The organism is Enterobacter sp. E12 (genome assembly GCF_014596715.2).
Classification (GTDB): Bacteria; Pseudomonadota; Gammaproteobacteria; order Enterobacterales; family Enterobacteriaceae; genus Enterobacter; species Enterobacter bugandensis.
The window spans coordinates 2,041,412-2,065,402 of record NZ_CP115601.1 but is presented as its reverse complement, the minus strand read 5'-3'; the positions used below and the strand labels follow the sequence as shown (position 1 = coordinate 2,065,402).

Sequence of the window (23,991 nt, the reverse complement as noted above, 5' to 3'; positions counted from 1 at the left end):
ACAGAAGCCGCTAAGAGATTAGCGGCTTTTTTTTTGTCCCTTCGCGCACTAACATAGCTGAAACCTCAGCAAAAAGGAGTTACCGATGAAACTGTTCTACAAACCGGGCGCGTGCTCTCTTGCTTCCCATATCACCCTGCGCGAGAGCGGCAAAGATTTCACGCTGGATGGCGTTGATCTGATGAAAAAGCGCCTGGAAAACGGGGATGACTTTTTTGCGATTAACCCAAAAGGGCAGGTTCCAGCCCTGCTGTTGGATGACGGAACTCTGCTGACCGAAGGCGTGGCGATTATGCAGTTCCTGGCGGACAACGTACCGGATCGCCAGCTCCTTGCCCCTACCGGCAGCGTCGCACGTTATAAAACGCTGGAGTGGTTGAACTATATCGCCACCGAGCTGCACAAAGGTTTTACCCCCCTCTTCCGCCCGGATACGCCGGAAGAGTACAAGCCGACCGTGCGAGCTCTGCTGGAGAAAAAGCTGCAGTATGTTAACGAATCGCTGAAAGACGATCAGTGGATTTGTGGTTCACGCTTCACCATTGCCGACGCGTACCTGTTTACCGTACTGCGCTGGGCGCGTGCGGTTAAGCTGAACCTGGAAGGGTTGGACCACATCGCATCGTATATGGCGCGCGTGGCGGAGCGTCCAGCGGTGGCCGCGGCGCTAAAAGCGGAAGGGTTGAATTAAGCGAGGCGTCTGTGTTGCCGGGTGGCGCTGACGCTCACCCGGCCTACGAACTCTGGACGATTATAGCCGTGTGGCGCTGAAATAGTGCTCCGGCTTCGCGATACGATCCTGTGCCGCGACCACCTGCAGTTCATATTCCTGCATCTCTTTCGTCGCAATCATAATTTCGTACACTGCTGCCGTCACGTGCTCCAGCGCGTCTCTCACCGTTGCACCCTGCAACAGTTTCACCAGCAGCAGTCCGCTGGTCACATCACCCACGCCCACCGGCTGACGCGTGCCGAAATCCACCAGCGGACGGCTGATATGCCATGCGTCATCTTTCGTCACCAGCAGCATCTCAAAACGCTCCTGAGTCAGCCCTGCGCGGGCGAGATGTTTTACCAGCACAATCTCCGGCCCCTGGGCTATCAGCTCGCGAGACGCGCGTACAGCCTCTTCTACGCTGTTAACCGGATGCTCGCAGAGGATCTCCAGCTCAATCAGGTTGGGCGCAATGATATCGCTGGCGGGCAGCGCATGGCGAACGTGAAATTCCGCTACGCCAGGCGCCACAATGCAGCCTTTCTCCGGGTGTCCCATGACGGGGTCGCAGAAATATTTTGCCGCCGGGTTTGCCGCTTTCACCTGACGGACGATGCCGAGGATGTGTTCCCCCTGCTCCGCTGAGCCGAGGTAGCCGCTCAGAACGGCGTCGCAGCGCTTGAGCTGGTCGATATCCGCAATACCCTGCACAACCTCTGTGAGATGCGAAGGCGGCATCACGCAGCCGGTCCATTTGCCGTATTGCGTGTGGTTAGAGAACTGCACGGTATTGAGAGGCCAGACGTTGGCGCCGAGGCGGCGCATCGGGAATTCCGCTGCGCTATTGCCAGCATGTCCAAACACAACGTGGGACTGAATGGCGAGGATGTTCTTCATCTTTTTCTTACCAAACCCTGAACAAACAAAAAGGGCGTGGTTTCCCACGCCCCTCGAGACTTTTACTTACTTCCAGCAGACCAGACAGTAGTTTTTCTTACCGCGGCGCAGCAGCGTGTAGCGGCCATACAGACGATCGCCGTCAACGAAGGTGTATTCCGGATCAGCCTGCTTTTCACCGTTGATGGTGATAGCGTTGGAGGCGATGGTTTTACGCGCCTGACCACGGGAAGGCTGGAGCTCAGAGTCCACCAGCGCCTGCATCAGGTCAGCTCCTTTTTCCATCTCGACCATCGGCACGCCGTCCTGCGCCAGCTGTTCGAAGTCCGCTTCGCTCAGATCGCTCAGCGTACCGTTGAACAGGCTTGCGGTGATGCGTTTTGCCGCGGCCAGGCCCTCTTCACCATGAACCAGTTTGGTCACTTCGTCCGCCAGCACGTACTGGGCACGCGGCGCTTTACCGCTGTTCTTATCTTCCTCTTCCAGCGCATTGATCTCTGCAATGTCCATGAAGGTGAAGAACTTCAGGAAGCGGTAAACATCGGCGTCCGCCGTGTTGATCCAGAACTGATAGAATTTGTACGGGCTGGTTTTCTTCGGATCGAGCCACACCGCGCCGCCTTCGGTTTTACCGAATTTGGTACCGTCTGCTTTGGTGATCAGTGGAACGGTCAGGCCGAAGACCTGGTTCTGATGCAGACGACGGGTCAGGTCGATACCGGAGGTGATGTTCCCCCACTGGTCAGAGCCGCCGATCTGCAGAGAGACGCCGTGCAGCTTGTTCAGGCAGGCAAAGTCATAGCCCTGCAGCAGGTTGTAGGAGAACTCGGTAAAGGAGATACCCTGATCGTCACGGTTCAGACGCTGCTTAACCGCTTCTTTGTTAATCATCTGGTTAACAGAGAAGTGCTTGCCGATGTCACGCAGGAAGGTCAGCACGTTCATGCCGCCAAACCAGTCGTAGTTGTTAGCAGCAATGGCAGAGTTATCACCACAGTTGAAGTCGAGGAACGGTGCAACCTGTTTGCGGATCTTATCCACCCACTCCTGCACGGTATCTTCGGTGTTCAGCTTACGCTCCGCGGCTTTAAAGCTCGGGTCACCAATCAGACCGGTCGCGCCGCCCACCAGGGCAACAGGCTTATGGCCCGCCATCTGGAAGCGTTTCAGGCATAACAATGGAACAAGATGCCCCAAATGCAAGCTGTCAGCGGTGGGATCGAAGCCGCAATAGAGCGCGATCGGGCCTTGCGCCAGTCGCTCTGCTAACGCTTCCTCGTCCGTCACCTGGGCCACGAGGCCCCGCTCTTGCAATTGTTTAATCAAGTTACTGCTTGCCATCAAATTCTCCATGTATAAACGACTGCACCTTTGCCGGTACACGACTTTTCGCCTGATGCGAAAGGACCATAGAATAAAGCGCAAGCGCGGTGTGCGCTAGCGCTTAAATCAACAAATTTCGGGGATTACGGGGCCAGTCTGTCGATTTTCCAGCCGCCATTCTCGCGCTGGTATAAAAAGCGGTCATGCAGGCGATGCTCACCGCCCTGCCAGAATTCCATCTGCTCAATCGGAATGCGGAAGCCGCCCCAGAAGCTCGGCAGCGGAATTTCCCCCTGCTGGAACTTCTGTTTCAGCTCCAGGAATTTACTTTCCAGCACGCCGCGGGCAGAGATCCGGCTGGACTGTTTTGACACCCAGGCACCAATCTGGCTGTCGCGCGGGCGGCTGTGGAAATACTTCACCACCTCAAGGGTCGAGAGACGTTCCGCTTTCCCGGTGACCATCACCTGACGTTCAAGCATATGCCACGGGAACAGCAGGCTGATGCGCGGGTTGTTTTCTAAGTGGTGCGCCTTGCGGCTGCCCAGATTGGTATAGAACACCAGCCCTTTCTCGTCGTAATGCTTAAGCAAGACGATGCGCTGATACGGTTGACCGTTTTCATCTACCGTCGCGACGACCATGGCCGTTGGGTCGGCCAGCTTCGCGTCGCAGGCCTGTTTCAGCCAGCGCTCAAAGAGCACGAGGGGTTCAGCGGGAAGATCCTGGCGACGCAGGCCGCCTTTGGTGTATTCACGGCGCAGATGCGCAATTTGCTGCAGTTCGTCGTTATCTGACATGGCGTTAGCTGATCTTGAGATTGGGTGGCGCTATTGTGCGCCGCCCCTGTAAAAATCTCAACGCTTCGGATTTTCAAGCTGGCAGTTGTTCAGCACAATGCGGTCTCGTTTGTAGACCGTGGCGCTGTCGCCTTTCGACCAGAAGACATAGATGCCGTCCGAATAACGCGCCCCGGAGGCCGAGATACCCTGCTTAAGGGTTAGCAGCTTGTTATCGTAAACGAAGCTGGCTTCCTGACGCGGGTTATTCAGCTTCACGGTCAGCGGTTTTTCATCGCAGCGATACTCCAGCGTATCGGTCTGCATGCGCTCAAGGAACTGGTTATAGACGCTGCATCCTGACAGCAATAAAGGCGCGGCAATAAGAAGAAGTTTTTTCATGGGCGTATTCCGAAGACTTTCCTGGTCCTGGAGGGCATGGCTGCCCCCCTGTTTTATTCCATTCTAACGACGAGGCGCCGCGCTGAATTTCAGTTAACTCTGATTATGACGAGGATTTGCAGGGAAAATCGCCCCGAGGACGCTGGCCTCACGCGCGCCGGTTACCGACGGCAAATTCCCTGGCAGCCCGGCGATGGTGCGCCAGGCAAGCCAGGCGAAAGCCAGCGCTTCCATATCATCCCCGCTGATGCCGGCCTCGTCCGTCGTGGTCACCTCAGTGCCCGGCAGCAGCCCGGCAAGACGCGCCATCACCAGCGGGTTTCGGCTTCCCCCGCCGCACACCAGCAGGCGTTCGCAGCCGCCGCTGAGCAGCACTTGCTCAGAGATCGACACGGCCGTTAATTCGGCAAGCGTCGCCTGGATATCCTGCGGGGCGAGTGCCGGGAACAGCGCAAGCTGGCGCTCGAGCCAGCCAAAGTTGAAGTATTCTCGTCCCGTGCTTTTCGGCGCCGGTAAGGCAAAATAAGGGTCGCTGAGCATGGACTGCAGCAGCGGGAGAACCACTTTACCCTCGCTCGCCCACTCGGCGTTTTTATCATAAGGTTGACCGCACTGTCGCCAGATCCAGGCATCCATTAACATATTTCCCGGGCCGGTATCGTAGCCGCGAACGGGCTGCCCTGGAATAAGCATCGAGAGGTTAGCAATCCCGCCTATGTTGAGCACCATGCGGCGTTCTGTAGGGTGCGCCAGCAAAGCCTGATGGAAGGCAGGCACCAGCGGCGCGCCCTGTCCGCCAAGCGCAATATCGCGACGACGGAAATCGCCGACCACCGTAACGCCCGTTTTTGCCACAATCTGGTTGTTATCGCCGATTTGCAACGTATGCGGCGCGTCGCCAGTGGGCTCATGCCAGACGGTTTGTCCGTGACACCCGATGGCGACCACATCCTGAGGACGAAGGTGTTCTTTTTGCATTAACGCCTGCACCGCATCCGCAAACAGCGCCCCCAGCCGAACATCAAGTTGACCAAGCTGGGAGAGGGTTAACTGCTGCCCCTGACAGATGCTCAGAATGTCCTCTTTAAGCGAAAGGGGGATTGGCCAGGTCAGGCTCGCCTGCTGTGCCACCATATGTTCGTCAATGGCGGCCAGAACGACATCTACCCCATCCAGACTGGTGCCCGACATCACACCAATGTAGCGACCCGATTTCATGCGCTTTCCTTACGTTGCGTGGGCTAAGGATATCCACTCAACCATAAACAGCGCTCCTTTGCCATCCGACGATAATATTTTTTAACAATCTCTTGCCGGTATGACGAGTGGCTCCTGTTTATGTCTCGTTAAGTCAAATTCAAGTACAATTTTCTTATTGTTAGTGCAAAGATATGAACTATGGCTCTTTATGCCATATAATTTAGCCATAACGGATGCCTCCAGATGGGCGTTTTTGGTGAACAGGAGATTCAAATGATTGTACGTGTACTGGGCGTTTCGCTGATTGGTTTAACCCTGGCCGGCTGTGTGAACGACAGCTCGCTGTCTGGCGACGTTTACAGCGCTTCTGAAGCAAAACAGGTTCAGAGCGTGACTTACGGTACCGTTGTTAACGCCCGTCCTGTACAAATTCAGGGTGGTGATGAAAACAACGTGATGGGCGCAATCGGCGGTGCTGTACTGGGTGGTTTCCTGGGTAATACCGTTGGAGGCGGCACGGGCCGTTCTCTGGCAACCGCAGCGGGCGCTGTTGCGGGTGGTGTCGCGGGTCAGGGCGTTCAAGGCGCGATGAACAAAACCCAGGGCGTAGAGCTGGAAATTCGTAAAGACGACGGCAGCACCATTATGGTTGTTCAGAAGCAGGGCAATACCCGCTTCTCTGCGGGTCAACGCGTCGTGCTGGCGAGCAACGGCAGCCAGGTTACCGTTTCTCCGCGTTAATTAAAAATGGATGTGGTCATCAGGCCACATCCATTTACAATATATATCACCCTCACAAATATATTTATAAAATACATTCACCCCACACATTATTAAACGCACCATATATTGTTTCTGCGCAAAGTATTTAGCGTGCTAATTGATTAAACTCTTCGCAATCATCTCTTCATAATTATTTTAATTTGTAAAATTTTATATGCTTGCGAATAGTCGTTCTGTAAAAGGTCGTTATATCTCGTTCTGTTTCGGTTGCTTTGTTGTCATCGAAATATTACAGGTTTTATTTTCAAAACTGGTTGACTGGGTACCATCCTTTTCGCCTCTTTTGTTCCCCACACTCACCATTTTTTTACTCGTGTTTCACCTGTTTATTGCCTGCTTTATGGCAATGAAATACTGGTGTGATAAGCGGCGGCTCTATCTGATTGCCATCTCATTTGCCTTTGCCGGTTCGGCCTTGCTGATGGTCGGAACATTGACCAGCTTTCCGGCGTGGCTGGATCTCTATCAGTTCAACGTTGTGAACTACAACGATGCGATGATCTACTATATGTTCCGCCACCTCTTAATGGCGGTGCTGATGATGGTTTCGGCATTACTTTATCCCACGCGCAATCTGTCCCTTTCACGGTTGGCGCATATTATCATCGTTAGCAGTTCATTTCTTTTTACCGCATGTACGGTGATTCTGGCCTGGATGTATTCCAGCCATTCCCCGTTTTTATCCCTCGATCTGGTTGATAATGAAACGCGGCAGTTTATGGTTCTCTGGAGCCACAGCATTAATATTTCATTAATCGTTCTCTGGGTCGTGACACTAGCCACGCTGATGCTTATTACGCGCGTGCGTAATATGTTCTGGGTAGGCGGTAATTTTCTGTGTGTCTGCTATGTCGTCACGCTCTCTATGCTGTTGGTAGGCGGACATGCAGAAGATATATCCTGGTATCGCGCCCGATTATTTGAAACCGTCGCGACGCTGATTATTATTTTTGTGCTGCTCTATGATGTCTTCAGGTTGTATCGTGACTCCCATTTGAAGTATCAGCAGTCGTATCAAAATTCGATTCGCGATCCGCTCACGCGCCTTTATAACCGCAGCTATTTTTATGAATCGTTAAACCAGGCGCTGGGCATCGCCAAACCCAGCCGCCCGGTTTCGGTTATCGTCAGCGATCTCGATCGTTTCAAGCGTATCAACGACAACTACGGTCACCTGCAGGGAGATAAAGTCCTGCAGTTTGTCGCCAATCTGCTGATGGACTCCGTACGTCCGCAGGATATCGCAGCGCGAATCGGCGGCGAAGAGTTTGTCCTGATGCTTGCAAACACCTCCGCAGAAGACGCATATCTGGTGGCGGAGCGCATTCGGTTGAAGCTAAGCGGTTTTGATAAAATTAGCAGCGAGGGTCAGTTACCAGAGCCGATTACCATCAGCATGGGGGTGTTTACGGCAACCTCTTCGTCGGTAAGCGCAGAAGCGTGCGTGGAAAGTGCCGATAAGGCGATGTATGAAGCGAAAGAGACGGGCCGTAACCGCGTTGTTGTCTTTAAGTAAAAACAAGGCCTTGCAGATGCAAGGCCGTGTTGTCTGGTCAGTCGCGAGACTGTAGCTCGTGGATGTTTTGCTCAAGGCGCGCAATGAGGCTGATGAGCATTTCCAGCTCCGTCGGTGAAACCCCTGAAAGGATTTCACCGCGCGTTTTGGTGATCACCGCTTCCATTTCAGTGATGATAGGCGCCGCTTTCTCCGTCAGCTTAATGCGCTTGGCGCGACGATCGCTGGCGCAGGTTTGCCGGGAGATCAGTCCCTTCTCTTCCAGTTGGTCAAGCGTGCGCACCAGCGACGGTTGCTCAATGCCTATCGCTTTAGCCAGTTGAATTTGCGACTGGTCGGGCGGCAGCTGATGAATGTTGTGCAACGTGACCCAATGCGTCTGCGTCAGTTCCAGAGGTTTCAGGCGATGGTCAATCAGAGCACGCCAGACGCGTACCAACCTTGCCAGATCAGAACCTAATGGCGATTCCAATTTCATCTCCTTATAATTAGCTTGCTAAGTTATTATACTGATTTTAGAATAGTGTGCAGCATTTGTATTGGCAAAACAAATGCAATACTGCATTCATCGGACTCAAAAGTATGACTTACACTGAATTATGATGCTTCTTCATACTCAGACAAGCCAACGCGGCATTCTGTTCACTGCAAAGGATTTCTGCCTGTGATCTTTTTTCATCGCTCAGAAGGTTTACCCCTTCAGGACCTGATCTTCGGTGCGTCAGTCTACTTTCCTCCCCTGTTTAAAGCCGTGCTGGTGGGCTTTGTTCTCTGGCTCATCGCGCATCGCCTGCTTCGCGACTGGATGTACTCCGGCGAAATCTGGCATCCCATGTTGATGGATCTCTCCCTGTTCGCCCTCTGTGTCAGTCTGGGCCTTGCTGTTTTGACCGTGTGGTGAATATGCCTCTGAAGACGCTGAAGTACTTTTCCACCCTGTTTGTCCTTTTCCTCGCGCTGATTGCCGGCTGGTGGCTCTGGAATTTTTATATGCAGTCCCCCTGGACGCGTGACGGCAAAGTTCGCGCCGAGCAGGTCAGCATCACCCCCCAGGTGTCGGGAAGCATTACCACGCTCCTGGTGAAGGATAACCAGTATGTTAAAAAGGGAGAGGAACTGTTTCGTATCGACGATACCCCCTACCATATTGCCGTTCTGAATGCCCAGGCGCAGCTGGCAAAAGCCCAGTCAGACCTGGCGAAGGCCAATAACGAAGCCAATCGCCGCCGTCATTTATCGCAAAACTACATCTCAGCGGAAGATTTGGATACCGCCAACCTTAACGTCAAGGCCATGCAGGCAAGCGTCAACGTAGCCCAGGCGACGCTTAAGCAGGCACAGTGGGAATTAACCCAAACCGTGATTACCGCACCTGTAGATGGATGGGTGACTAACCTTTCTGCCCGAGTGGGTAACTACGCCACCGCCGGTCAGCCAGTTTTTGCTCTTGTCGACAGCCACTCGTTCTACGTCGTGGGCTATTTCGAAGAGACCAAGCTTCGGCATATACATGAAGGCGCACCCGCCGCCATAACGCTGTATAGTGGCCCGCAAAAGTTACAGGGTCACGTTTCCAGCATTGGCCGCGCCATTTACGATCAAAGCGTTGAAACGGATTCCGGGCTGGTGCCGGACGTCAAGCCGAACGTACCGTGGGTGCGCCTTGCTCAACGCGTGCCTGTGCGCGTGGAGTTTGACCGTTTACCGGAGGACATCACGCTGGTTTCCGGCACCACCTGCACTGTCTCTATCGGAACCCGTTAATGAAGCTGCAGGCGCTCTCCTGGCAAAACACGCCGTGGATGAAAGCGACGCGCCCCCAGTGGCGCTACGCGCTGCGTAACGGCATTGCCATGTGCCTGGCGCTGACTGTTGCCTATTATCTGAACCTGGATGAACCCTACTGGGCGATGACCTCCGCGGCGGTGGTAAGCTTCCCCACCGTTGGCGGGGTGATCAGCAAAAGTCTTGGCCGTATTGCAGGTAGCCTGCTGGGCGCCACCGCGGCGTTAATTATCGCGGGCCACACGCTGAACGATCCGTGGCTGTTCCTGCTGAGCATGGCGGCATGGCTGGGTTGCTGTACCTGGGCCTGCGCCCATTTCACCAATAACGTGGCCTATGCTTTCCAGCTGGCGGGCTATACCGCCGCCATTATCGCCTTCCCGGTCGTCAACGTGCTCGACACCACCGAGCTATGGGATATCGCACAGGCGCGCGTCTGCGAAGTTATTGTCGGGATCCTCTGCGGCGGATTTATGATGATGATCCTGCCCAGCACCTCTGACGGCACTGCGCTTATCACTGCGCTGAAAACCATGCATACCCGGCTGCTGGAACATGCGAGCCTGCTGTGGCAACCGGATACCAGCGATGACATCCGCCTCGCGCATGAAAAGGTTATCGGGCAGATCCTGACCATGAATCTGTTGCGAATTCAGGCGTTCTGGAGCCATTACCGTTTTCGCCGTCAGAACACGCTGCTTAACTATTTATTGCACCAGCAGTTGCGCATGACCAGCGCTATCTCCAGCCTGCGCCGAATGCTGCTCAACTGGCCGACACCGCCAGAAAACACCCGCGCGGTAATCGAAACCCTGCTCGCGGCGCTCGCGCGACCGGATGCGGACATCTATACCGTCGCGAAGATCATCGCCCCGCTCGCCCCGGTGGATGAGTTTGATTATCGCCATCGCGCTTTCTGGCAGCGGCTGAATTACTTTTGTCGGCTATACCTGCGCAGCAGCCGCTGGATTAAGGCGGTAGAGAATGCTACCCCGGTCACGGAGTTCGCCGTTCCCGGCAGCCCGGCTCTCGCACGTCACACCGATTATCTGGAAGCGCTGTGGAGCGGTTTTCGCACCTTCAGCGCACTGATGCTGGTGGGGGCGTGGAGCATTACCACGCAGTGGGAGTCAGGCTCGGCGGCGTTAACGCTTGCCGCTATCAGCTGCGTGCTTTACTCCGTCGCGGCCTCGCCGTTTAACTCGCTTACGCTGCTGCTGCGAACGCTTGTTTTGCTATCACTGTTCAGTTTTGTGGTGAAGTTTGGCCTGATGGTACAGATAAGCGATCTCTGGCAGTTTCTGCTGTTCCTGTTTCCGCTGTTAACTACGATGCAGCTCCTTAAGCTGCAAATGCCGAAACTGGCGGGTCTGTGGGGGCAGCTGATTGTCTTTATGGGCTCGTTTATCTCCGTGACGAATCCGCCGGTTTATGATTACGCCGCTTTTCTGAATGACAACCTGGCAAAGATTCTTGGCGTCGGGCTGGCGTGGCTGGCCTTCGCGGTGTTGCGTCCCGGCTCTGACGCACGCAAAAGCCGTCGACATATCCGTGAATTGCGCAGAGGGTTTGTCGACCAGCTCAGCCGCAAGCCGCATCTGCAAGAAAGCGAGTATGAATCGCTGGTTTATCACCACGTCAGCCAGTTAAATAACAGCCAGGACGCGCTGTCCCGACGCTGGCTGTTGCGCTGGGGGGTGGTGCTGTTGAACTGCTCGCACGTGGTCTGGCAGCTTCGCGCATGGGAAACGCGCTCCGATCCGCTGTCGCAGGTACGTGATGTGTGTATCTCTCTGCTACGCGATGTGATGAGCGAGCGCGGCGTTCAGCAGCGGCCTCTGGAGGCCACGCTGGCTGAACTGCAGCGGATCTGCGACACCCTTGCCCGGCATCATCTTCCCGCAGCCCGCGATTTGGCCTCGATAATCTGGCGCCTGCACTGCTCGCTGTCGCAGCTGGAACAGGCGCCCCCGCCGGGAACGATTGGGGATCAGATTACGCCGCAGGCATAGCGCGCCCCGCCGCCGCCAAGCGGTTTAGGCTGATCGGACATGTTATCGCCGCCCACATGGATCATCAGCGCTTTGCCTTTAACCTCATCCAGCTTTTTCAGCCGCGGGGCCACGACCGGATCCGTGGCTTTACCGTCATTGTTTACCACCAGCACCGGCAAGTCGCCCAGGTGTCCCATACCTTCAGGCCCTTCATGTTTACCTGAATTCTGCGGGTCAAGGTGGCCCCCTGCTGCTTCCGCTGCCGACGGTTTACCCTCTTTCATGGCTGGCTGACAGCTCCCTTTGGCATGAACATGGAAGCCGTGTTCGCCCGGCGGGAGCGCTTTAAGATCGGGTGCAAATTCCAGCCCTTTATCGGTCTCGGTGATTTTCACCGTCCCGATGGACTGACCCACACCCTGTGAGGTGACGAGATTCATTTCTACTTCGTCGCTGGCTGCCTGCGCCCCTGCGCAAACAACCAGCGTGACCAATGCCAGAGTAAAACGCTTCATATGACCTCCGCTGGTTATTTTTTGCCCCTTAAGTGTATACCAGGGGCACAGATTTCACCGGAAAGTCACCTTCTTGCGGTTTAAGGCACGTCGTAACCCAGCGCGGCCTTGCGGATGCGGAACCACTGCTGGCGGGTCATCTGCAGCTCTTCGGCGGCCAGCGCGGAACGGACGCGTTCAATTTTCCCGGAGCCAATAATCGGCAGCGGTTTTGACGGCAGACGCAGGATCCAGGCGTAAACCACCTGCTCTATGCTCTGGGCGTTCAGCTCGCGGGCGATGGTTTCCAGCTCATTGCGCAGCGGCTGGAACGCATCATCATTAAACAGGCGTCCACCGCCGAGGCACGACCAGGCCATCGGGCGAATGCGCAGTTGCTGCAGCTGGTCGAGCGTACCATCCAGCAGCAGCGGCTGATGCACCGGGGAGATCTCAACCTGGTTAGTGGCGAGCGTAAACGGCAGACGAGACTGAAGCAGCGCAAACTGGGCCGGGGTAAAGTTGGAGACGCCGAAGTGACGCACCTTCCCGCTCTGATGCAGACTCAGGAAGGCTTCCGCCACCTCGTCGGCATCCATCAGCGGGTCCGGACGGTGAATCAGCAGCAGGTCGATACGATCGGTTGCCAGATTGACCAGCGACTGCTCGGCGCTCTTGATGATATGGGCGCTGTCGGTGATGTAGTGGCCGAGGGCATGCTCCGGTTTGGCCGTGGTGGCAATACCGCATTTGGTAACGATCTCCATGCGTTCCCGGAGTGCCGGAACCAGCTTGAGCGCCTCGCCAAAGGCGGCTTCACACTGATAGCCACCGTAAATATCCGCATGATCGACGGTTGTTACCCCTAAATCGATATGCTCTTCAATAAAGCTTGCCAGCTGGAGGGGGGACATATTCCAGTCCATCAGGCGCCAGTAGCCCATCACAAAACGGGAGAATTCTGGCCCCTGGGGGGCAAGGGTAATACGCTGAACCATAACATTTTCCTCAAGGACGTGATGTCATGAGTATACGCAATTACCGCATTAAAACAGTGAAGGTTGCTGGGGTTCTTCGGTCTCAGAGGCTTTGCTTGCGCGGATTTTGCGCAGAAGTCGCTGTCTGCAGAGGCGCAGCACATCCTGCTTTTGCGTGTCGCTGAAGTTTTGCCAGTTAAAACGCTCGTCACGGGTACGCATGCACCCGCGGCAATAACCACGTTCATCTGACTGACAAATCCCCCGGCACGGGCTCTGGATGGGGAAAAACTCCAGTTGCTCTGCCACACTCACCTCCGGTTAACCTTTCTCACCTACAGTGAAGACGCTAAAAGCGCCGCGTGCAAGGGCTTTACCACAGTTTTGTGGCATTAAGGTTTCACTAATCTTCCCTCTTTATACTCGCCACATCATGACAATGACAGGTTTTACGATCGATGTGGTTAAGTAAAAAGTTACAATGTAACGACATAAAATTTACTCTGGGCTGTGCACTCTTTTTTACTCTGCTTAACGGGCTGTTTATCCAGCGCAGCTGGGCCATTATTGCCCCTGCGCATCTGCACGATATTCTCTTCGCCGCATCCGTGCCGGTGGTGCTGTTTTGTGGCTGGGTCATTGTATTTAGCCTGCTCAATATCCCGTATATCCGTAAGCCGCTGATGATCGTCTTAACTGTCGGGTGCGCTGCGGCAACTTACTTTATGTTTACCTACGGCGCGGTCATCGATCAGAACATGATTGTGAACGTGTTCGAAACTAACTCCCAGGAAGCCACCGCGCTGGTGACCCCGCAGATGATTCTGTGGATTGTCATAGCCGGTCTTGTTCCATCCCTGGTGCTGGCGCTGACCCGTATTCGTACCGGCAAATGGTGGTACGCCCTGCTGACGCGTGTTGCCGCGATGCTCGGTGCCCTGCTGGTGATTATTCTTATCGCCGCGGTGTTTTATAAAGATTACGCGTCGCTGTTCCGCAATAACAAAAGCATCGTCAAAATGGTCACTCCGGCGAACTACGTCAGCGCCGTGGTGAAATACAGCAAGATGCGCTGGTTTGCCGGCGATCAAACGCTGGTGCGGATTGGCGAAGATGCGCACAAAGGCGCGCTGATTACGGGTCAGCAGAAGAAAACCGTTCTGGTGCTGGTCATCGGCGAAGCGTCGCGCGCGGCGAACTACTCCCTCAATGGCTACGGGCGTGAAACCAACCCCGAGCTGAAAAAGCAGGATGTGATTAACTTCCCGCAGGCCTCCTCGTGCGGCACTGAAACCGCCGTATCCGTTCCGTGCATGTTCTCCGGTATGACGCGCAGCAAATACGATGCCGATCTGGCGCACCATCAGGAAGGGCTGCTCGACGTACTCAACCATGCGGGTATCAACCTCCTGTGGCGCGACAACGACGGTGGCTGTAAAGGTGCCTGCGATCGTATTCCCCATACCGACATGACGCAGTGGAAGCTGGATCAGTTCTGCAAAGACCAGTCCTGTATTGATGACGTGAATTTCTACCACCTGGACAACGTGCTGGACGGTCTGAAGCAGGACACGGTGCTGGTTATCCACCTGATGGGCAGCCACGGCCCGGCGTACTATCGCCGTTACCCGGATAATTTCCGTAAATTCACCCCCACCTGTGACACCAACGAAATTCAGGATTGCGACCATCAGGCGCTGATGAACACCTATGACAATACGATCCTGTATACCGACAGCATGGTCAGCAAAACCATTGATGCGCTGAAAGCCCGTCAGGCGAACATGAACACCGCGCTGATTTACCTCTCGGATCACGGGGAATCGCTCGGTGAAAGCGGTATTTATCTGCACGGCACGCCGTACATGCTGGCGCCGGAGCAGCAGACGCACATTCCATTTATGTTCTGGCTGTCCCCGGACTATGCGAAAAACTTTGGCATCAACGCGCAGTGTTTACGCGACCACGCAGCAAAAAATGCGGTTTCGCAGGACAATTTATTCTCGACGGTGCTGGGCATGATGGACGTTAAATCAAGCATTTATCAGCAACAGTTGGACATTCTGAATGCGTGTCGCCGGTAACAGCGCTTGCATTAGACCGAACGGTCTATTAGAGTGAATCCATGAGCAGAAATACTGAACACGACACGCGCGAACATCTCCTGGCGACCGGCGAGCGGCTGTGCATGCACCGCGGCTTCACCGGTATGGGGTTGAGCGAGCTATTAAAAACCGCTGAGGTACCGAAAGGGTCGTTCTATCACTACTTTCGGTCCAAAGAGGCCTTTGGCGTGGCGATGCTGGAGCGGCACTATGCTGCTTACCACCAGCGCCTCGCGACCCACTTCGCCACGGGGGAAGGTAACTATCGGGATCGTGTTCTGAACTACTACCAGGAAACGCTGAACCAGTTCTGTCAGCAGGGCATTATCAGCGGATGCCTGACGGTTAAACTCTCTGCCGAAGTGTGCGATCTCTCAGAAGATATGCGCACAGCAATGGATAAAGGCGCCAGCGGCGTTATCGCCCTGCTGGCGCAGGCGCTGGCGAAGGGGCGCGAAGAAAATACGCTCGCCTTCCCCGGGGATCCCTTAACGCAGGCTCAGGTGCTCTACTCCCTCTGGTTAGGCGCCAACCTGCAGGCTAAAATTTCTCGCAGTGCCGTGCCGCTCGAAAGCGCGCTGGCACATGTGAAAAATACGATTACTGCGCCTGGCGCTTAGCAGGCGTTTTTATTTACGTTATTACTAGTCGACTGGTCTACTCAGGAGTCGTTATGTCAGCTGAAAAATTATTTACCCCCTTAAAAGTGGGTGCCGTCACCGCGCCAAACCGCGTGTTTATGGCTCCGCTTACCCGTCTGCGCAGCATTGAGCCGGGTGATATCCCAACCCCACTGATGGGTGAATACTATCGTCAGCGCGCCAGCTCTGGCCTGATCATCACTGAAGCCACGCAGATTTCTGCTCAGGCCAAGGGATATGCGGGTGCGCCGGGGCTGCACAGCCCGGAGCAGATCGCCGCATGGCAGAAAATCACCGCGGGCGTTCACGCTGAAGACGGTCGCATTGCGGTCCAGCTGTGGCATACCGGTCGTATCTCCCACAGCAGCATTCAGCCTGGCGGTCAGGCGCCGGTTTCAGCGTCTGCCCTGAACGCGAACACCCGCACCTCCCTGCGCGATGAAAACGGCAACGCGATCCGCGTCGACACCTCTACGCCACGCGCGCTGGAGCTGGATGAGATCCCGGGTATCGTGAACGATTTCCGTCAGGCCGTTGCCAACGCCCGTGAAGCCGGTTTTGACCTGGTTGAGCTGCACTCCGCGCACGGTTACCTGCTGCACCAGTTCCTGTCACCGTCGTCTAACCATCGTACCGACCAGTACGGCGGCAGCGTCGAAAACCGCGCCCGCCTGGTGCTGGAAGTGGTTGACGCCGTTTGTCAGGAGTGGAGCCCGGACCGTATCGGTATCCGCGTCTCCCCAATCGGTACGTTCCAGAACGTCGACAACGGTCCGAATGAAGAAGCGGACGCGCTGTATCTGATTGAAGAGCTGGCGAAACGCGGCATTGCCTATCTGCACATGTCCGAGCCGGACTGGGCCGGCGGTAAGCCTTATACGGAAGCCTTCCGTCAGAAAGTGCGCGAGCGCTTCCACGGGGTGATCATCGGTGCGGGCGCTTATACCCCTGAGAAAGCCGAGGATCTGATTAATAAAGGGCTGATCGACGCCGTGGCGTTTGGCCGCGACTATATTGCCAACCCGGATCTGGTTGCTCGACTGCAGCAGAAAGCGGCCCTGAACCCGCAGCGTCCTGAGAGCTTCTACGGCGGCGGCGCGGAAGGCTACACCGACTACCCTTCACTGTAATCTCGCCATTGTTCATTGATAGCGGCGATACTTCGCCGCTATAATAAAACATCGTTTCTGTTCAAAAAAATAGTCTATTCCATTGGTTAATGAGGAAATTATGCGCCTACTTCACACCATGCTGCGCGTTGGCGATCTGCAACGTTCTATCGATTTCTACACTAACGTCCTGGGCATGAAGCTGCTGCGCACCAGCGAAAACCCGGAATACAAATACTCACTGGCGTTCGTGGGTTACGGCCCGGAAACGGATGAAGCGGTCATTGAACTGACCTACAACTGGGGCGTGGACAGCTATGAGCTGGGCACCGCCTACGGCCATATCGCGCTGGAAGTGGACAACGCGGCCGAGGCGTGTGAACGCATTCGCAGCAACGGCGGTAACGTCACGCGCGAAGCCGGCCCGGTAAAAGGCGGCACCACCGTTATTGCCTTTGTAGAAGATCCGGACGGTTACAAGATCGAGCTGATTGAAGCCAAAGACGCGGGTCGCGGTCTGGGCAACTGATCCCTCAGGGCGCAACATGCGCCCGTAGTTTTACTGCATCACCCTGCAAAATTTGCCATAATGCGCACTGCTTTTTCCCCTTGTAAGAGACCCTGATGTCCGATAACGCTCAATTTAGCGGTCTGTGCGACCGTTTTCGTGGTTTTTATCCCGTTGTCATTGATGTAGAAACAGCCGGATTTAACGCTAAAACCGATGCGCTGCTCGAAATTGCCGCCATCACGCTGAAGATGGATGAACAGGGCTGGCTTACACCGGACACCACGCTGCATTTCCACATTGAACCTTTCGAAGGGGCAAACTTACAGCCGGAGGCGCTGGCGTTTAACGGTATCGATCCGCATAACCCGCTGCGTGGTGCAGTCAGTGAATATGATGCGCTGCACGCCATTTTTAAAATGGTGCGTAAAGGCATGAAAGAGAGCAACTGCAGCCGCGCCATCATGGTAGCCCATAACGCCACCTTCGATCACAGCTTTACCATGGCCGCTGCCGAACGCGCATCGCTCAAACGCAACCCTTTCCACCCGTTCGTGACCTTCGACACCGCCGCGCTAAGCGGCCTGGCGCTGGGTCAAACGGTTTTATCCAAAGCCTGCATTACGGCGGGTATACCGTTTGACGGTACCCAGGCGCACTCCGCCTTATACGATACGGAGCGCACCGCAGAGCTGTTCTGTGAGATCGTCAACCGCTGGAAGCGTCTGGGCGGCTGGCCGCTGCCGATGGGCGACAGTGAAGAATAAAAAAAAGCGACCTCTTCAGGTCGCTTTTTTATTAACGCAGAAAATTATTCAGCGTCCGGCTCTTCCGTTTTGTACTTCGCCGCCGTCTCTTTGATCAGCTGCTGCAGTTCGCCGCGCTGATACATCTCAATCAGGATATCGCAGCCGCCCACCAGCTCGCCGTCTACCCACAGCTGCGGGAAGGTCGGCCAGTTAGCGTATTTTGGCAGCTCAGCGCGGATGTCCGGGTTCTGCAGGATATCAACGTAAGCAAAACGCTCACCACAGGCTGACAGCGCCTGAACCGCTTGCGCGGAGAAGCCGCAGCTTGGCAGCTTCGGAGAACCTTTCATATACAGCAGAATCGGGTTTTCAGCGATCTGGCGCTGGATTTTTTCAATAGTGGTGCTCATGTCTTGCTTCCTTTAACTTCTGTTACGGCAGTAGTCTGACATTGTAGCGGGTCAGGCTGGCATCGGAAAATAACATTTTCGTCACGTTTATATATTTTACCCCGACTCCACAAAAGTTGCATTGCAAATGGTGTTTACCCCTTCGCCCGTCAGGGTTTTGCTTAGGGAGTGAACAATTGTGCGTCAGAACGATGAATTTTTTTGCACTTGCTAACGAAACACGTTTTTAGATTGAAAAATGCTATTAACTTCTCGGGTTTTTATGGATTAGAATCGACGGGCTTTGTAAATCACACGCGGGTATTATTGATGACCTGCATATATCAGGGGACTGCCCAGTGGCGCGGATAACTAAAATCTCGATCACGCTCTGTGCTTTACTGTTTACATCACTCACGTTAACGCCAGCGGCAAACGCCTCTCAGCAGGCGCGGCAATCTGCTGTACAAAAAAGCCATCTGGTGAAAGCCACAGAACGTAAGAAAAAAACCAGCAGCAAGAACGACAAGAAAAAAACCACCGCTCAGACTAAACAAACCGCTTCCAGCAAGACGAAAACAAAATCTTCCCGCACTACCCGCACCGCCAAAAATAAAGCTTCGCAGACCGCCGCTAACCTCGTTACAGAAAAATGCATTACCCGCAAAGGCCATAAAGCAAAATGCACGAAGGTAACAAAGCTGGCGGATGTGCATAAAGTGCGTGTGCAAAAAGCGCAAAAAACCGCGATGAATAAACTGATGGGGCAGATTGGCAAACCTTATCGTTGGGGCGGCAGTTCGCCGCGTACCGGTTTCGACTGCAGCGGCCTCGTCTATTACGCCTATAAAGATCTGGTTAAATTCCGTATTCCACGTACCGCCAATGAGATGTATCACCTGCGCGATGCGTCACCGGTTAACCGGGGTGAGCTGGAAAACGGCGACCTGGTCTTCTTCCGCACGCAGGGTCGCGGTACGGCTGACCACGTGGGCGTCTACGTCGGCAACGGGAAATTCATCCAGTCTCCGCGCAGCGGTCAGGACATTCAGATCACCTCGCTCAGCGAAGATTACTGGGTACGTCATTACGTCGGCGCGCGTCGCGTCATGACGCCAAAAACCATTCGTTAATCCCTGCCCTGCCGCATCTGCGGCAGGGTAAGTTCCTCTTTTGCATACCCTTTCAATTTGCTATCCTGTCCTTGTTGTCTGTAGGGTTATTGGCAACACAAAATACAATAAGGAGAGAAGCAATGTCGTTCGAATTACCTGCACTACCGTATGCAAAAGACGCCCTGGCACCGCACATTTCTGCGGAAACCCTGGAATACCACTACGGCAAGCATCATCAGACGTACGTCACTAACCTGAACAACCTCATCAAGGGCACCGATTTTGAAGGCAAAACGCTGGAAGAGATCGTTCGCAGCTCAGAGGGTGGCGTTTTTAACAACGCGGCTCAGGTGTGGAACCACACTTTCTACTGGCACTGCCTGGCGCCGAATGCCGGTGGCGAACCTGCCGGTGAACTGGCAGCCGCCATCAACGCCGCCTTTGGCAGCTTTGCTGAGTTTAAAGCGAAGTTTACCGATGCCGCCATCAAGAACTTCGGTTCTGGCTGGACGTGGCTGGTAAAAGAGGCGGATGGCAAACTGGCTATCGTGTCCACGTCTAACGCGGGCACCCCGCTGACCACCAGCGCTACGCCGCTGATGACCGTGGACGTGTGGGAACATGCTTACTACATTGATTACCGCAACGCGCGCCCGAACTACCTGGAGCACTTCTGGGCTCTGGTTAACTGGGACTTTGTCGCGAAGAACTTCGCCGCGTAAGAGACACGCAGAAGGGGTAACCCTTCTGCGTTTTTGCTTATTCAGCCGTGCAAACCGCTTCAGGCTGTTTACGGCCGGACATCATCACCAGCAGCAGGCCGAGCGCGGCAATAATCGCCCCCATCACCGGCACAAAACTGTACCCCAGACCGCCTGAAATCACGGCGCCTCCGGCTGCGGCGCCCAGCGCATTGCCGAGGTTGAACGCCCCGATATTTACGGAAGACGAGAGACCCGGCGCCTCATGGGCAACACGCATCACGCGCATCTGCAGCGGCGGCACCACGGCAAAGGTGGCAGCGCCCCAGACAACCATCGCAATCGCCGCACCGAATTCATTCTGCGCCAGCCACGGGATCGCGACCATAATGACAATCAGCAGGGTTAAAAAGCCCTTCAGCGTGCCGCTCACGGAACGGTCAGCAAATTTCCCGCCGAGATAGTTGCCAATCGAGAAGCCCACGCCAATCAGCACCAGCATCGCGGTAACAAAGAGTGGCGTTGCGTGGGTAATGTCGTGTAAGACCGGCGAAATGTAGGTGTAGAGGGTAAACATCGCTCCTGCCCCCAGCACGGTGGTCAGCAGCGCGGAAAGTACCTGCGGGCGCATCAGCACCGACAGCTCTCTGCGTACATCAGGGCGTTCACCCGCACTGCCTTTTGGAAGGGAGAAGAACAACGCCGCCATCGCGACCACGCCCAGTCCGGCCGTCGCCAGGAAGGACATCCGCCAGCCAATGACCTCGCCCAGCCAGGTTGCCGCGGGAACACCGCCGATGTTAGCGATGGTCAGCCCCATAAACATGGTGGCCACGGCGCTGGCCTGCTTGTGTTTTGGCACCACGCTTGCGGCCACGACCGAGCCCAGACCAAAGAAAGCACCGTGGTTGAGGCTGGTCAGAATGCGCGACAGCATCAGAGTGGTGTAATCCGGCGAAATGGCCGAAAGCACGTTGCCCAGGGTGAAAATCGCCATCAGGAAAATCAGCGCATTGCGGCGCGCACGGTGCGAAAGCAGAAGCGTCATCAGCGGCGCTCCCACCATCACGCCGATGGCGTAGGCGCTGATTAACATCCCGGCGGCCGGGATCGAGACGTCCACGCCACGGGCGATAACGGGCAGTAACCCCATCGGGGAGAATTCAGTGGTGCCAATCCCAAAAGCGCCAATCGCCAGGGCCAGCAGGGGAAAATTGATTTTCATGCGTCAACTCCGGATGCCGTGTCATGTGGTGACACAGAACAAAGAAGCGGAAAGCATGACATCAATCACAAAAAATGAGAAGTTAACAAAATGGCAAAAGATTTTTGCCAGAGAAGTAACAATCGGAGCGTTCGGGAGGGAGAAGACTCTCCCCCCGCGTAAATCAATGCAGCGCAGCCGTCAGGCCAGCCGCCACAATCAGCGCCAGCACAATAACGGTGGTGAACAGCGAAAACTTCAGATCGGAACTCATCAATTTTTCTCCTTTTAATCCCCCCACGAAAAGTGAGCTTGCTCATTTTTGCACAGTTTACGTCAAAAATCTTCCTGGATTTAAGCTGATAAACACTTTACCTCTTCCCCTTTTCATCAAGATAGGCCAAAATTCCACGCTAAATTTATTAGCGTACCGGCCATTGACCCCCTCCTGACGTCCCGTGTCGTTTTCCCGGCGTGCCGCAATTCAAAATTGCGTGATAAGGGTGAGAGAAGGCAAACGTTTACCTTCAAGTTTTTCAGGAGTTTAGGATATGGTCTGGAGTGACATTTAATGGCAACAATTAAAGACGTAGCAAAACGCGCAAACGTTTCCACTACAACCGTATCACATGTAATTAACAAAACCCGTTTTGTGGCGGAAGAGACGCGCAACGCCGTCTGGGCAGCGATCAAAGAGCTGCACTACTCACCGAGCGCGGTTGCGCGCAGCCTCAAGGTTAATCACACCAAGTCAATTGGTCTGCTGGCGACCAGCAGCGAAGCGGCCTATTTTGCCGAGATCATTGAAGCGGTAGAAAAAAACTGCTTCCAGAAAGGCTATACCCTGATTCTCGGCAACGCCTGGAACAGCATTGAAAAACAGCGCGCCTACCTGTCGATGATGGCGCAAAAGCGCGTGGACGGCCTGCTGGTGATGTGTTCAGAGTACCCGGAATCCGTGCTGTCGATGCTGGAAGAGTATCGCCATATCCCTATGGTGGTGATGGACTGGGGCGAAGCGCGCGCCGACTTCACCGACTCCGTTATCGATAACGCCTTTGAAGGCGGTTACATGGCGGGCCGTTATCTGATCGAACGCGGCCACCGCGAGATTGGCGTGATCCCGGGTCCGCTGGAACGCAACACCGGCGCGGGCCGCCTGGCCGGTTTTATGAAAGCGATGGAAGAAGCGCTAATCACCGTGCCGGAAAACTGGATCGTGCAGGGCGACTTTGAGCCGGAATCAGGCTACCGCGCGATGCAGCAGATCGTATCCCAGCCTCACCGTCCAACCGCCGTCTTCTGCGGGGGCGATATCATGGCGATGGGCGCCCTCTGTGCGGCCGACGAGCTGGGTCTGCGCGTACCGCAGGACATCTCCGTGATCGGGTATGACAACGTGCGCAACGCGCGCTTCTTCACGCCAGCGTTAACCACCATTCACCAGCCGAAAGATTCACTGGGTGAAACCGCCTTCAATATGCTGCTGGACAGGATCGTCAACAAGCGTGAAGAGTCGCAGTCCATTGAAGTTCACCCTCGCCTCATCGAACGCCGTTCCGTTGCGGATGGCCCGTTCCGCGACTACCGTCGTTAATCTCATTGCGGAGCCAGTCAGTCTGGCTCCCGCAGCCACTCCCGGTTAAGCGTTTCGCTGTCCCCCAGATAGTCCAGCAGCCAGGCCATCGCCGGCGAGACATCATTTTGTTGCCAGGTGAGGCAGCAGGCCGCATCCGGGAACGGATTCTCCAGCGTTAGCTCAACCCACTCACCGGTGTAGATTCGCGGACGTGCAAAATGGGCGGGCACCATGCCTACGCAGAGCCCGGCACTGAGGCACGTCGCCGACGATCCCCAGTCAGGGGCGACAACCCGCCGCTGGTTGTCCAGCAGCCAGGTAATTCGCTTCGGCAGCGAGCGGGAGGTATCTTCCAGCACCAGCGACGGCCAACTGCGCAGCGTATCGTCGCTCAGCGGCCCTTCCGTCGCCGCCAGGGGATGATCGCTTGCCACCACGCATTTCCAGCTCAGCATCCCCATATCGCGAAAGGCGTAACGTCCCCCGACCGGGATCGCCTGGGTTGCGCCAATCGCCATCTCTACCCTGCCGTCCGCCAGCGCATCCCAGACGCCGTTGAACACCTCCTGCGAGACCCGCAGTTCTACGTCAGAGAAATGCCGATAAAAATCGACAATCATCTGCCGGGTGCGCTCGGGCTTAACGATGTTATCCACCGCAATGGAAAGGTGACCCCGCCAGCCGTTCGCGATCTGCTGGCACTGCTCGCGGGTGATCTGCATTTTTTTGATAACAGAACGCCCTTCCTTCAAAAACCACGCCCCTGCGGGCGTTAATTCAACATCACGATGCCGCCGTTCAAACAGCGGTACCGCCAGCCACTCCTCAAGCTGTCGCACCGTATAGCTTATGGCTGAAGGGACGCGGTGCAACTCCTGCGCCGCTCCGCTAAAGCTGCCGTTACGCGCGACAGCATCGACCACTTCAAGAGAATAATCTGACCACATTTTCTGCCTGCAAAAAATTTGAATGCACCCGCCAAATATTAGCGTTTCACAAGCGGCTTTGCACTCCCTACACTCAGCG

General features: G+C 55.2%; 27 protein-coding genes. 14 read left to right on the top strand and 13 right to left on the bottom strand.

Features of this window, described 5'->3' with window-relative positions; genetic code table 11:
- The first annotated feature begins 85 nt into the window (after positions 1–85).
- Entirely contained in the window at positions 86–691 is a 606-nt protein-coding gene (gstA, locus tag IB212_RS09865; protein WP_028012912.1) for a glutathione transferase GstA, read from the top strand.
- Positions 692–751: 60 nt separating this feature from the next.
- On the opposite strand, the gene pdxY is transcribed toward gstA, so the two are convergent.
- The 5 genes from pdxY to anmK all read right to left on the bottom strand — a co-directional run bounded on the left by pdxY (position 752) and on the right by anmK (position 5,334).
- Positions 752–1,612 (bottom strand): pyridoxal kinase PdxY, encoded by an 861-nt coding sequence (pdxY, locus tag IB212_RS09860; protein WP_041910326.1) that lies wholly within the window; start codon positions 1,610–1,612, stop codon positions 752–754.
- A gap of 66 nt (positions 1,613–1,678) precedes the next feature.
- Positions 1,679–2,953 (bottom strand): tyrosine--tRNA ligase, encoded by a 1,275-nt coding sequence (gene tyrS / locus IB212_RS09855; protein ID WP_028012910.1) that lies wholly within the window; start codon positions 2,951–2,953, stop codon positions 1,679–1,681.
- Positions 2,954–3,078: 125 nt separating this feature from the next.
- Positions 3,079–3,735 carry a pyridoxamine 5'-phosphate oxidase gene (gene pdxH, locus IB212_RS09850; protein WP_028012909.1) on the bottom strand — a complete coding sequence of 219 codons (657 nt, stop codon included), beginning with the start codon at positions 3,733–3,735 and terminating at the stop codon, positions 3,079–3,081.
- 57 nt (positions 3,736–3,792) lie between these two features.
- Complete coding sequence (gene mliC / locus IB212_RS09845) at positions 3,793–4,116, bottom strand: C-type lysozyme inhibitor (RefSeq protein WP_028012908.1); 324 nt, start codon at positions 4,114–4,116, stop codon at positions 3,793–3,795.
- A gap of 93 nt (positions 4,117–4,209) precedes the next feature.
- On the bottom strand, positions 4,210–5,334 hold the full coding sequence (anmK, locus tag IB212_RS09840) for an anhydro-N-acetylmuramic acid kinase (protein WP_041910329.1): 1,125 nt from the start codon (positions 5,332–5,334) through the stop codon (positions 4,210–4,212).
- 255 nt (positions 5,335–5,589) lie between these two features.
- On the opposite strand from anmK, the gene slyB reads away from it, so the two are divergent.
- Positions 5,590–6,057, top strand: coding sequence for an outer membrane lipoprotein SlyB (slyB, locus tag IB212_RS09835; RefSeq protein ID WP_028012906.1), 468 nt, complete (start codon positions 5,590–5,592; stop codon positions 6,055–6,057).
- Between the two features lie 196 nt (positions 6,058–6,253).
- Complete coding sequence (locus tag IB212_RS09830; protein ID WP_188245658.1) at positions 6,254–7,615, top strand: GGDEF domain-containing protein; 1,362 nt, start codon at positions 6,254–6,256, stop codon at positions 7,613–7,615.
- Positions 7,616–7,652: 37 nt separating this feature from the next.
- On the opposite strand, the gene slyA is transcribed toward IB212_RS09830, so the two are convergent.
- Positions 7,653–8,093 (bottom strand): transcriptional regulator SlyA, encoded by a 441-nt coding sequence (gene slyA, locus IB212_RS09825; protein WP_028012904.1) that lies wholly within the window; start codon positions 8,091–8,093, stop codon positions 7,653–7,655.
- 186 nt (positions 8,094–8,279) lie between these two features.
- On the opposite strand from slyA, the gene IB212_RS09820 reads away from it, so the two are divergent.
- Genes IB212_RS09820 through IB212_RS09810 form a run of 3 tightly spaced genes read left to right on the top strand, consistent with a single transcriptional unit; the run spans position 8,280 to position 11,412 of the window.
- A complete protein-coding gene (locus IB212_RS09820; protein WP_041910333.1) occupies positions 8,280–8,516 on the top strand; it encodes a DUF1656 domain-containing protein in 237 nt (78 codons plus the stop codon).
- A gap of 2 nt (positions 8,517–8,518) precedes the next feature.
- Positions 8,519–9,379, top strand: a complete 861-nt coding sequence (locus IB212_RS09815; RefSeq protein WP_041910335.1) for an HlyD family secretion protein — start codon at positions 8,519–8,521, stop codon at positions 9,377–9,379.
- Complete coding sequence (locus IB212_RS09810) at positions 9,379–11,412, top strand: FUSC family protein (protein ID WP_041910337.1); 2,034 nt, start codon at positions 9,379–9,381, stop codon at positions 11,410–11,412. Before IB212_RS09815 ends, IB212_RS09810 begins: the two co-directional genes overlap by 1 nt.
- On the opposite strand, the gene sodC is transcribed toward IB212_RS09810, so the two are convergent.
- From sodC to IB212_RS09795, 3 genes are all read right to left on the bottom strand, one after another.
- Positions 11,391–11,909: a superoxide dismutase [Cu-Zn] SodC gene (gene sodC / locus IB212_RS09805; protein ID WP_028012900.1), complete on the bottom strand. Its 519-nt coding sequence runs from the start codon at positions 11,907–11,909 to the stop codon at positions 11,391–11,393. The two genes, IB212_RS09810 and sodC, sit on opposite strands and share 22 nt — an antisense overlap.
- Before the next feature lie 80 nt (positions 11,910–11,989).
- The gene (locus tag IB212_RS09800; protein WP_028012899.1) at positions 11,990–12,886 is read right to left on the bottom strand and encodes an aldo/keto reductase family oxidoreductase; all 897 of its coding nucleotides are present in this window, start codon (positions 12,884–12,886) and stop codon (positions 11,990–11,992) included.
- A gap of 48 nt (positions 12,887–12,934) precedes the next feature.
- Positions 12,935–13,174 (bottom strand): DUF1289 domain-containing protein, encoded by a 240-nt coding sequence (locus IB212_RS09795; protein WP_041910339.1) that lies wholly within the window; start codon positions 13,172–13,174, stop codon positions 12,935–12,937.
- A 149-nt stretch (positions 13,175–13,323) separates the two neighbouring features.
- Here IB212_RS09795 and eptA point away from each other — a divergent pair, with 149 nt between their 5' ends.
- From eptA to rnt, 5 genes are all read left to right on the top strand, one after another.
- Positions 13,324–14,949, top strand: coding sequence for a phosphoethanolamine transferase EptA (eptA, locus tag IB212_RS09790; RefSeq protein WP_041910341.1), 1,626 nt, complete (start codon positions 13,324–13,326; stop codon positions 14,947–14,949).
- Between the two features lie 41 nt (positions 14,950–14,990).
- Entirely contained in the window at positions 14,991–15,590 is a 600-nt protein-coding gene (locus IB212_RS09785) for a TetR/AcrR family transcriptional regulator (protein ID WP_041910343.1), read from the top strand.
- A gap of 53 nt (positions 15,591–15,643) precedes the next feature.
- A complete protein-coding gene (locus IB212_RS09780; RefSeq protein ID WP_028012895.1) occupies positions 15,644–16,741 on the top strand; it encodes an alkene reductase in 1,098 nt (365 codons plus the stop codon).
- 100 nt (positions 16,742–16,841) lie between these two features.
- Positions 16,842–17,249, top strand: coding sequence for a lactoylglutathione lyase (gloA, locus tag IB212_RS09775; protein WP_013096923.1), 408 nt, complete (start codon positions 16,842–16,844; stop codon positions 17,247–17,249).
- Positions 17,250–17,344: 95 nt separating this feature from the next.
- Positions 17,345–17,995 (top strand): ribonuclease T, encoded by a 651-nt coding sequence (gene rnt / locus IB212_RS09770; RefSeq protein ID WP_028012894.1) that lies wholly within the window; start codon positions 17,345–17,347, stop codon positions 17,993–17,995.
- A 44-nt stretch (positions 17,996–18,039) separates the two neighbouring features.
- On the opposite strand, the gene grxD is transcribed toward rnt, so the two are convergent.
- Positions 18,040–18,387: a monothiol glutaredoxin 4 gene (grxD, locus tag IB212_RS09765; protein WP_003832760.1), complete on the bottom strand. Its 348-nt coding sequence runs from the start codon at positions 18,385–18,387 to the stop codon at positions 18,040–18,042.
- A gap of 338 nt (positions 18,388–18,725) precedes the next feature.
- On the opposite strand from grxD, the gene IB212_RS09760 reads away from it, so the two are divergent.
- Both IB212_RS09760 and sodB read left to right on the top strand, forming a co-directional pair.
- Positions 18,726–19,499, top strand: coding sequence for a C40 family peptidase (locus tag IB212_RS09760; protein ID WP_028012893.1), 774 nt, complete (start codon positions 18,726–18,728; stop codon positions 19,497–19,499).
- Between the two features lie 122 nt (positions 19,500–19,621).
- Positions 19,622–20,203, top strand: a complete 582-nt coding sequence (gene sodB / locus IB212_RS09755) for a superoxide dismutase [Fe] (protein WP_028012892.1) — start codon at positions 19,622–19,624, stop codon at positions 20,201–20,203.
- 37 nt (positions 20,204–20,240) lie between these two features.
- Here the strand turns inward: sodB and IB212_RS09750 are convergent, their stop codons facing one another.
- Both IB212_RS09750 and IB212_RS09745 read right to left on the bottom strand, forming a co-directional pair.
- Positions 20,241–21,407, bottom strand: coding sequence for an MFS transporter (locus IB212_RS09750; protein ID WP_041910346.1), 1,167 nt, complete (start codon positions 21,405–21,407; stop codon positions 20,241–20,243).
- A 163-nt stretch (positions 21,408–21,570) separates the two neighbouring features.
- Complete coding sequence (locus IB212_RS09745; RefSeq protein WP_020688313.1) at positions 21,571–21,660, bottom strand: YnhF family membrane protein; 90 nt, start codon at positions 21,658–21,660, stop codon at positions 21,571–21,573.
- Positions 21,661–21,957: 297 nt separating this feature from the next.
- Between IB212_RS09745 and purR the strand changes: the two genes are divergently transcribed.
- Positions 21,958–22,983 carry an HTH-type transcriptional repressor PurR gene (gene purR / locus IB212_RS09740; protein ID WP_008500597.1) on the top strand — a complete coding sequence of 342 codons (1,026 nt, stop codon included), beginning with the start codon at positions 21,958–21,960 and terminating at the stop codon, positions 22,981–22,983.
- A 17-nt stretch (positions 22,984–23,000) separates the two neighbouring features.
- Here purR and punR read toward each other — a convergent pair whose 3' ends face one another.
- Entirely contained in the window at positions 23,001–23,912 is a 912-nt protein-coding gene (punR, locus tag IB212_RS09735; RefSeq protein ID WP_041910348.1) for a DNA-binding transcriptional activator PunR, read from the bottom strand.
- Between the last annotated feature and the right edge of the window lie 79 nt (positions 23,913–23,991).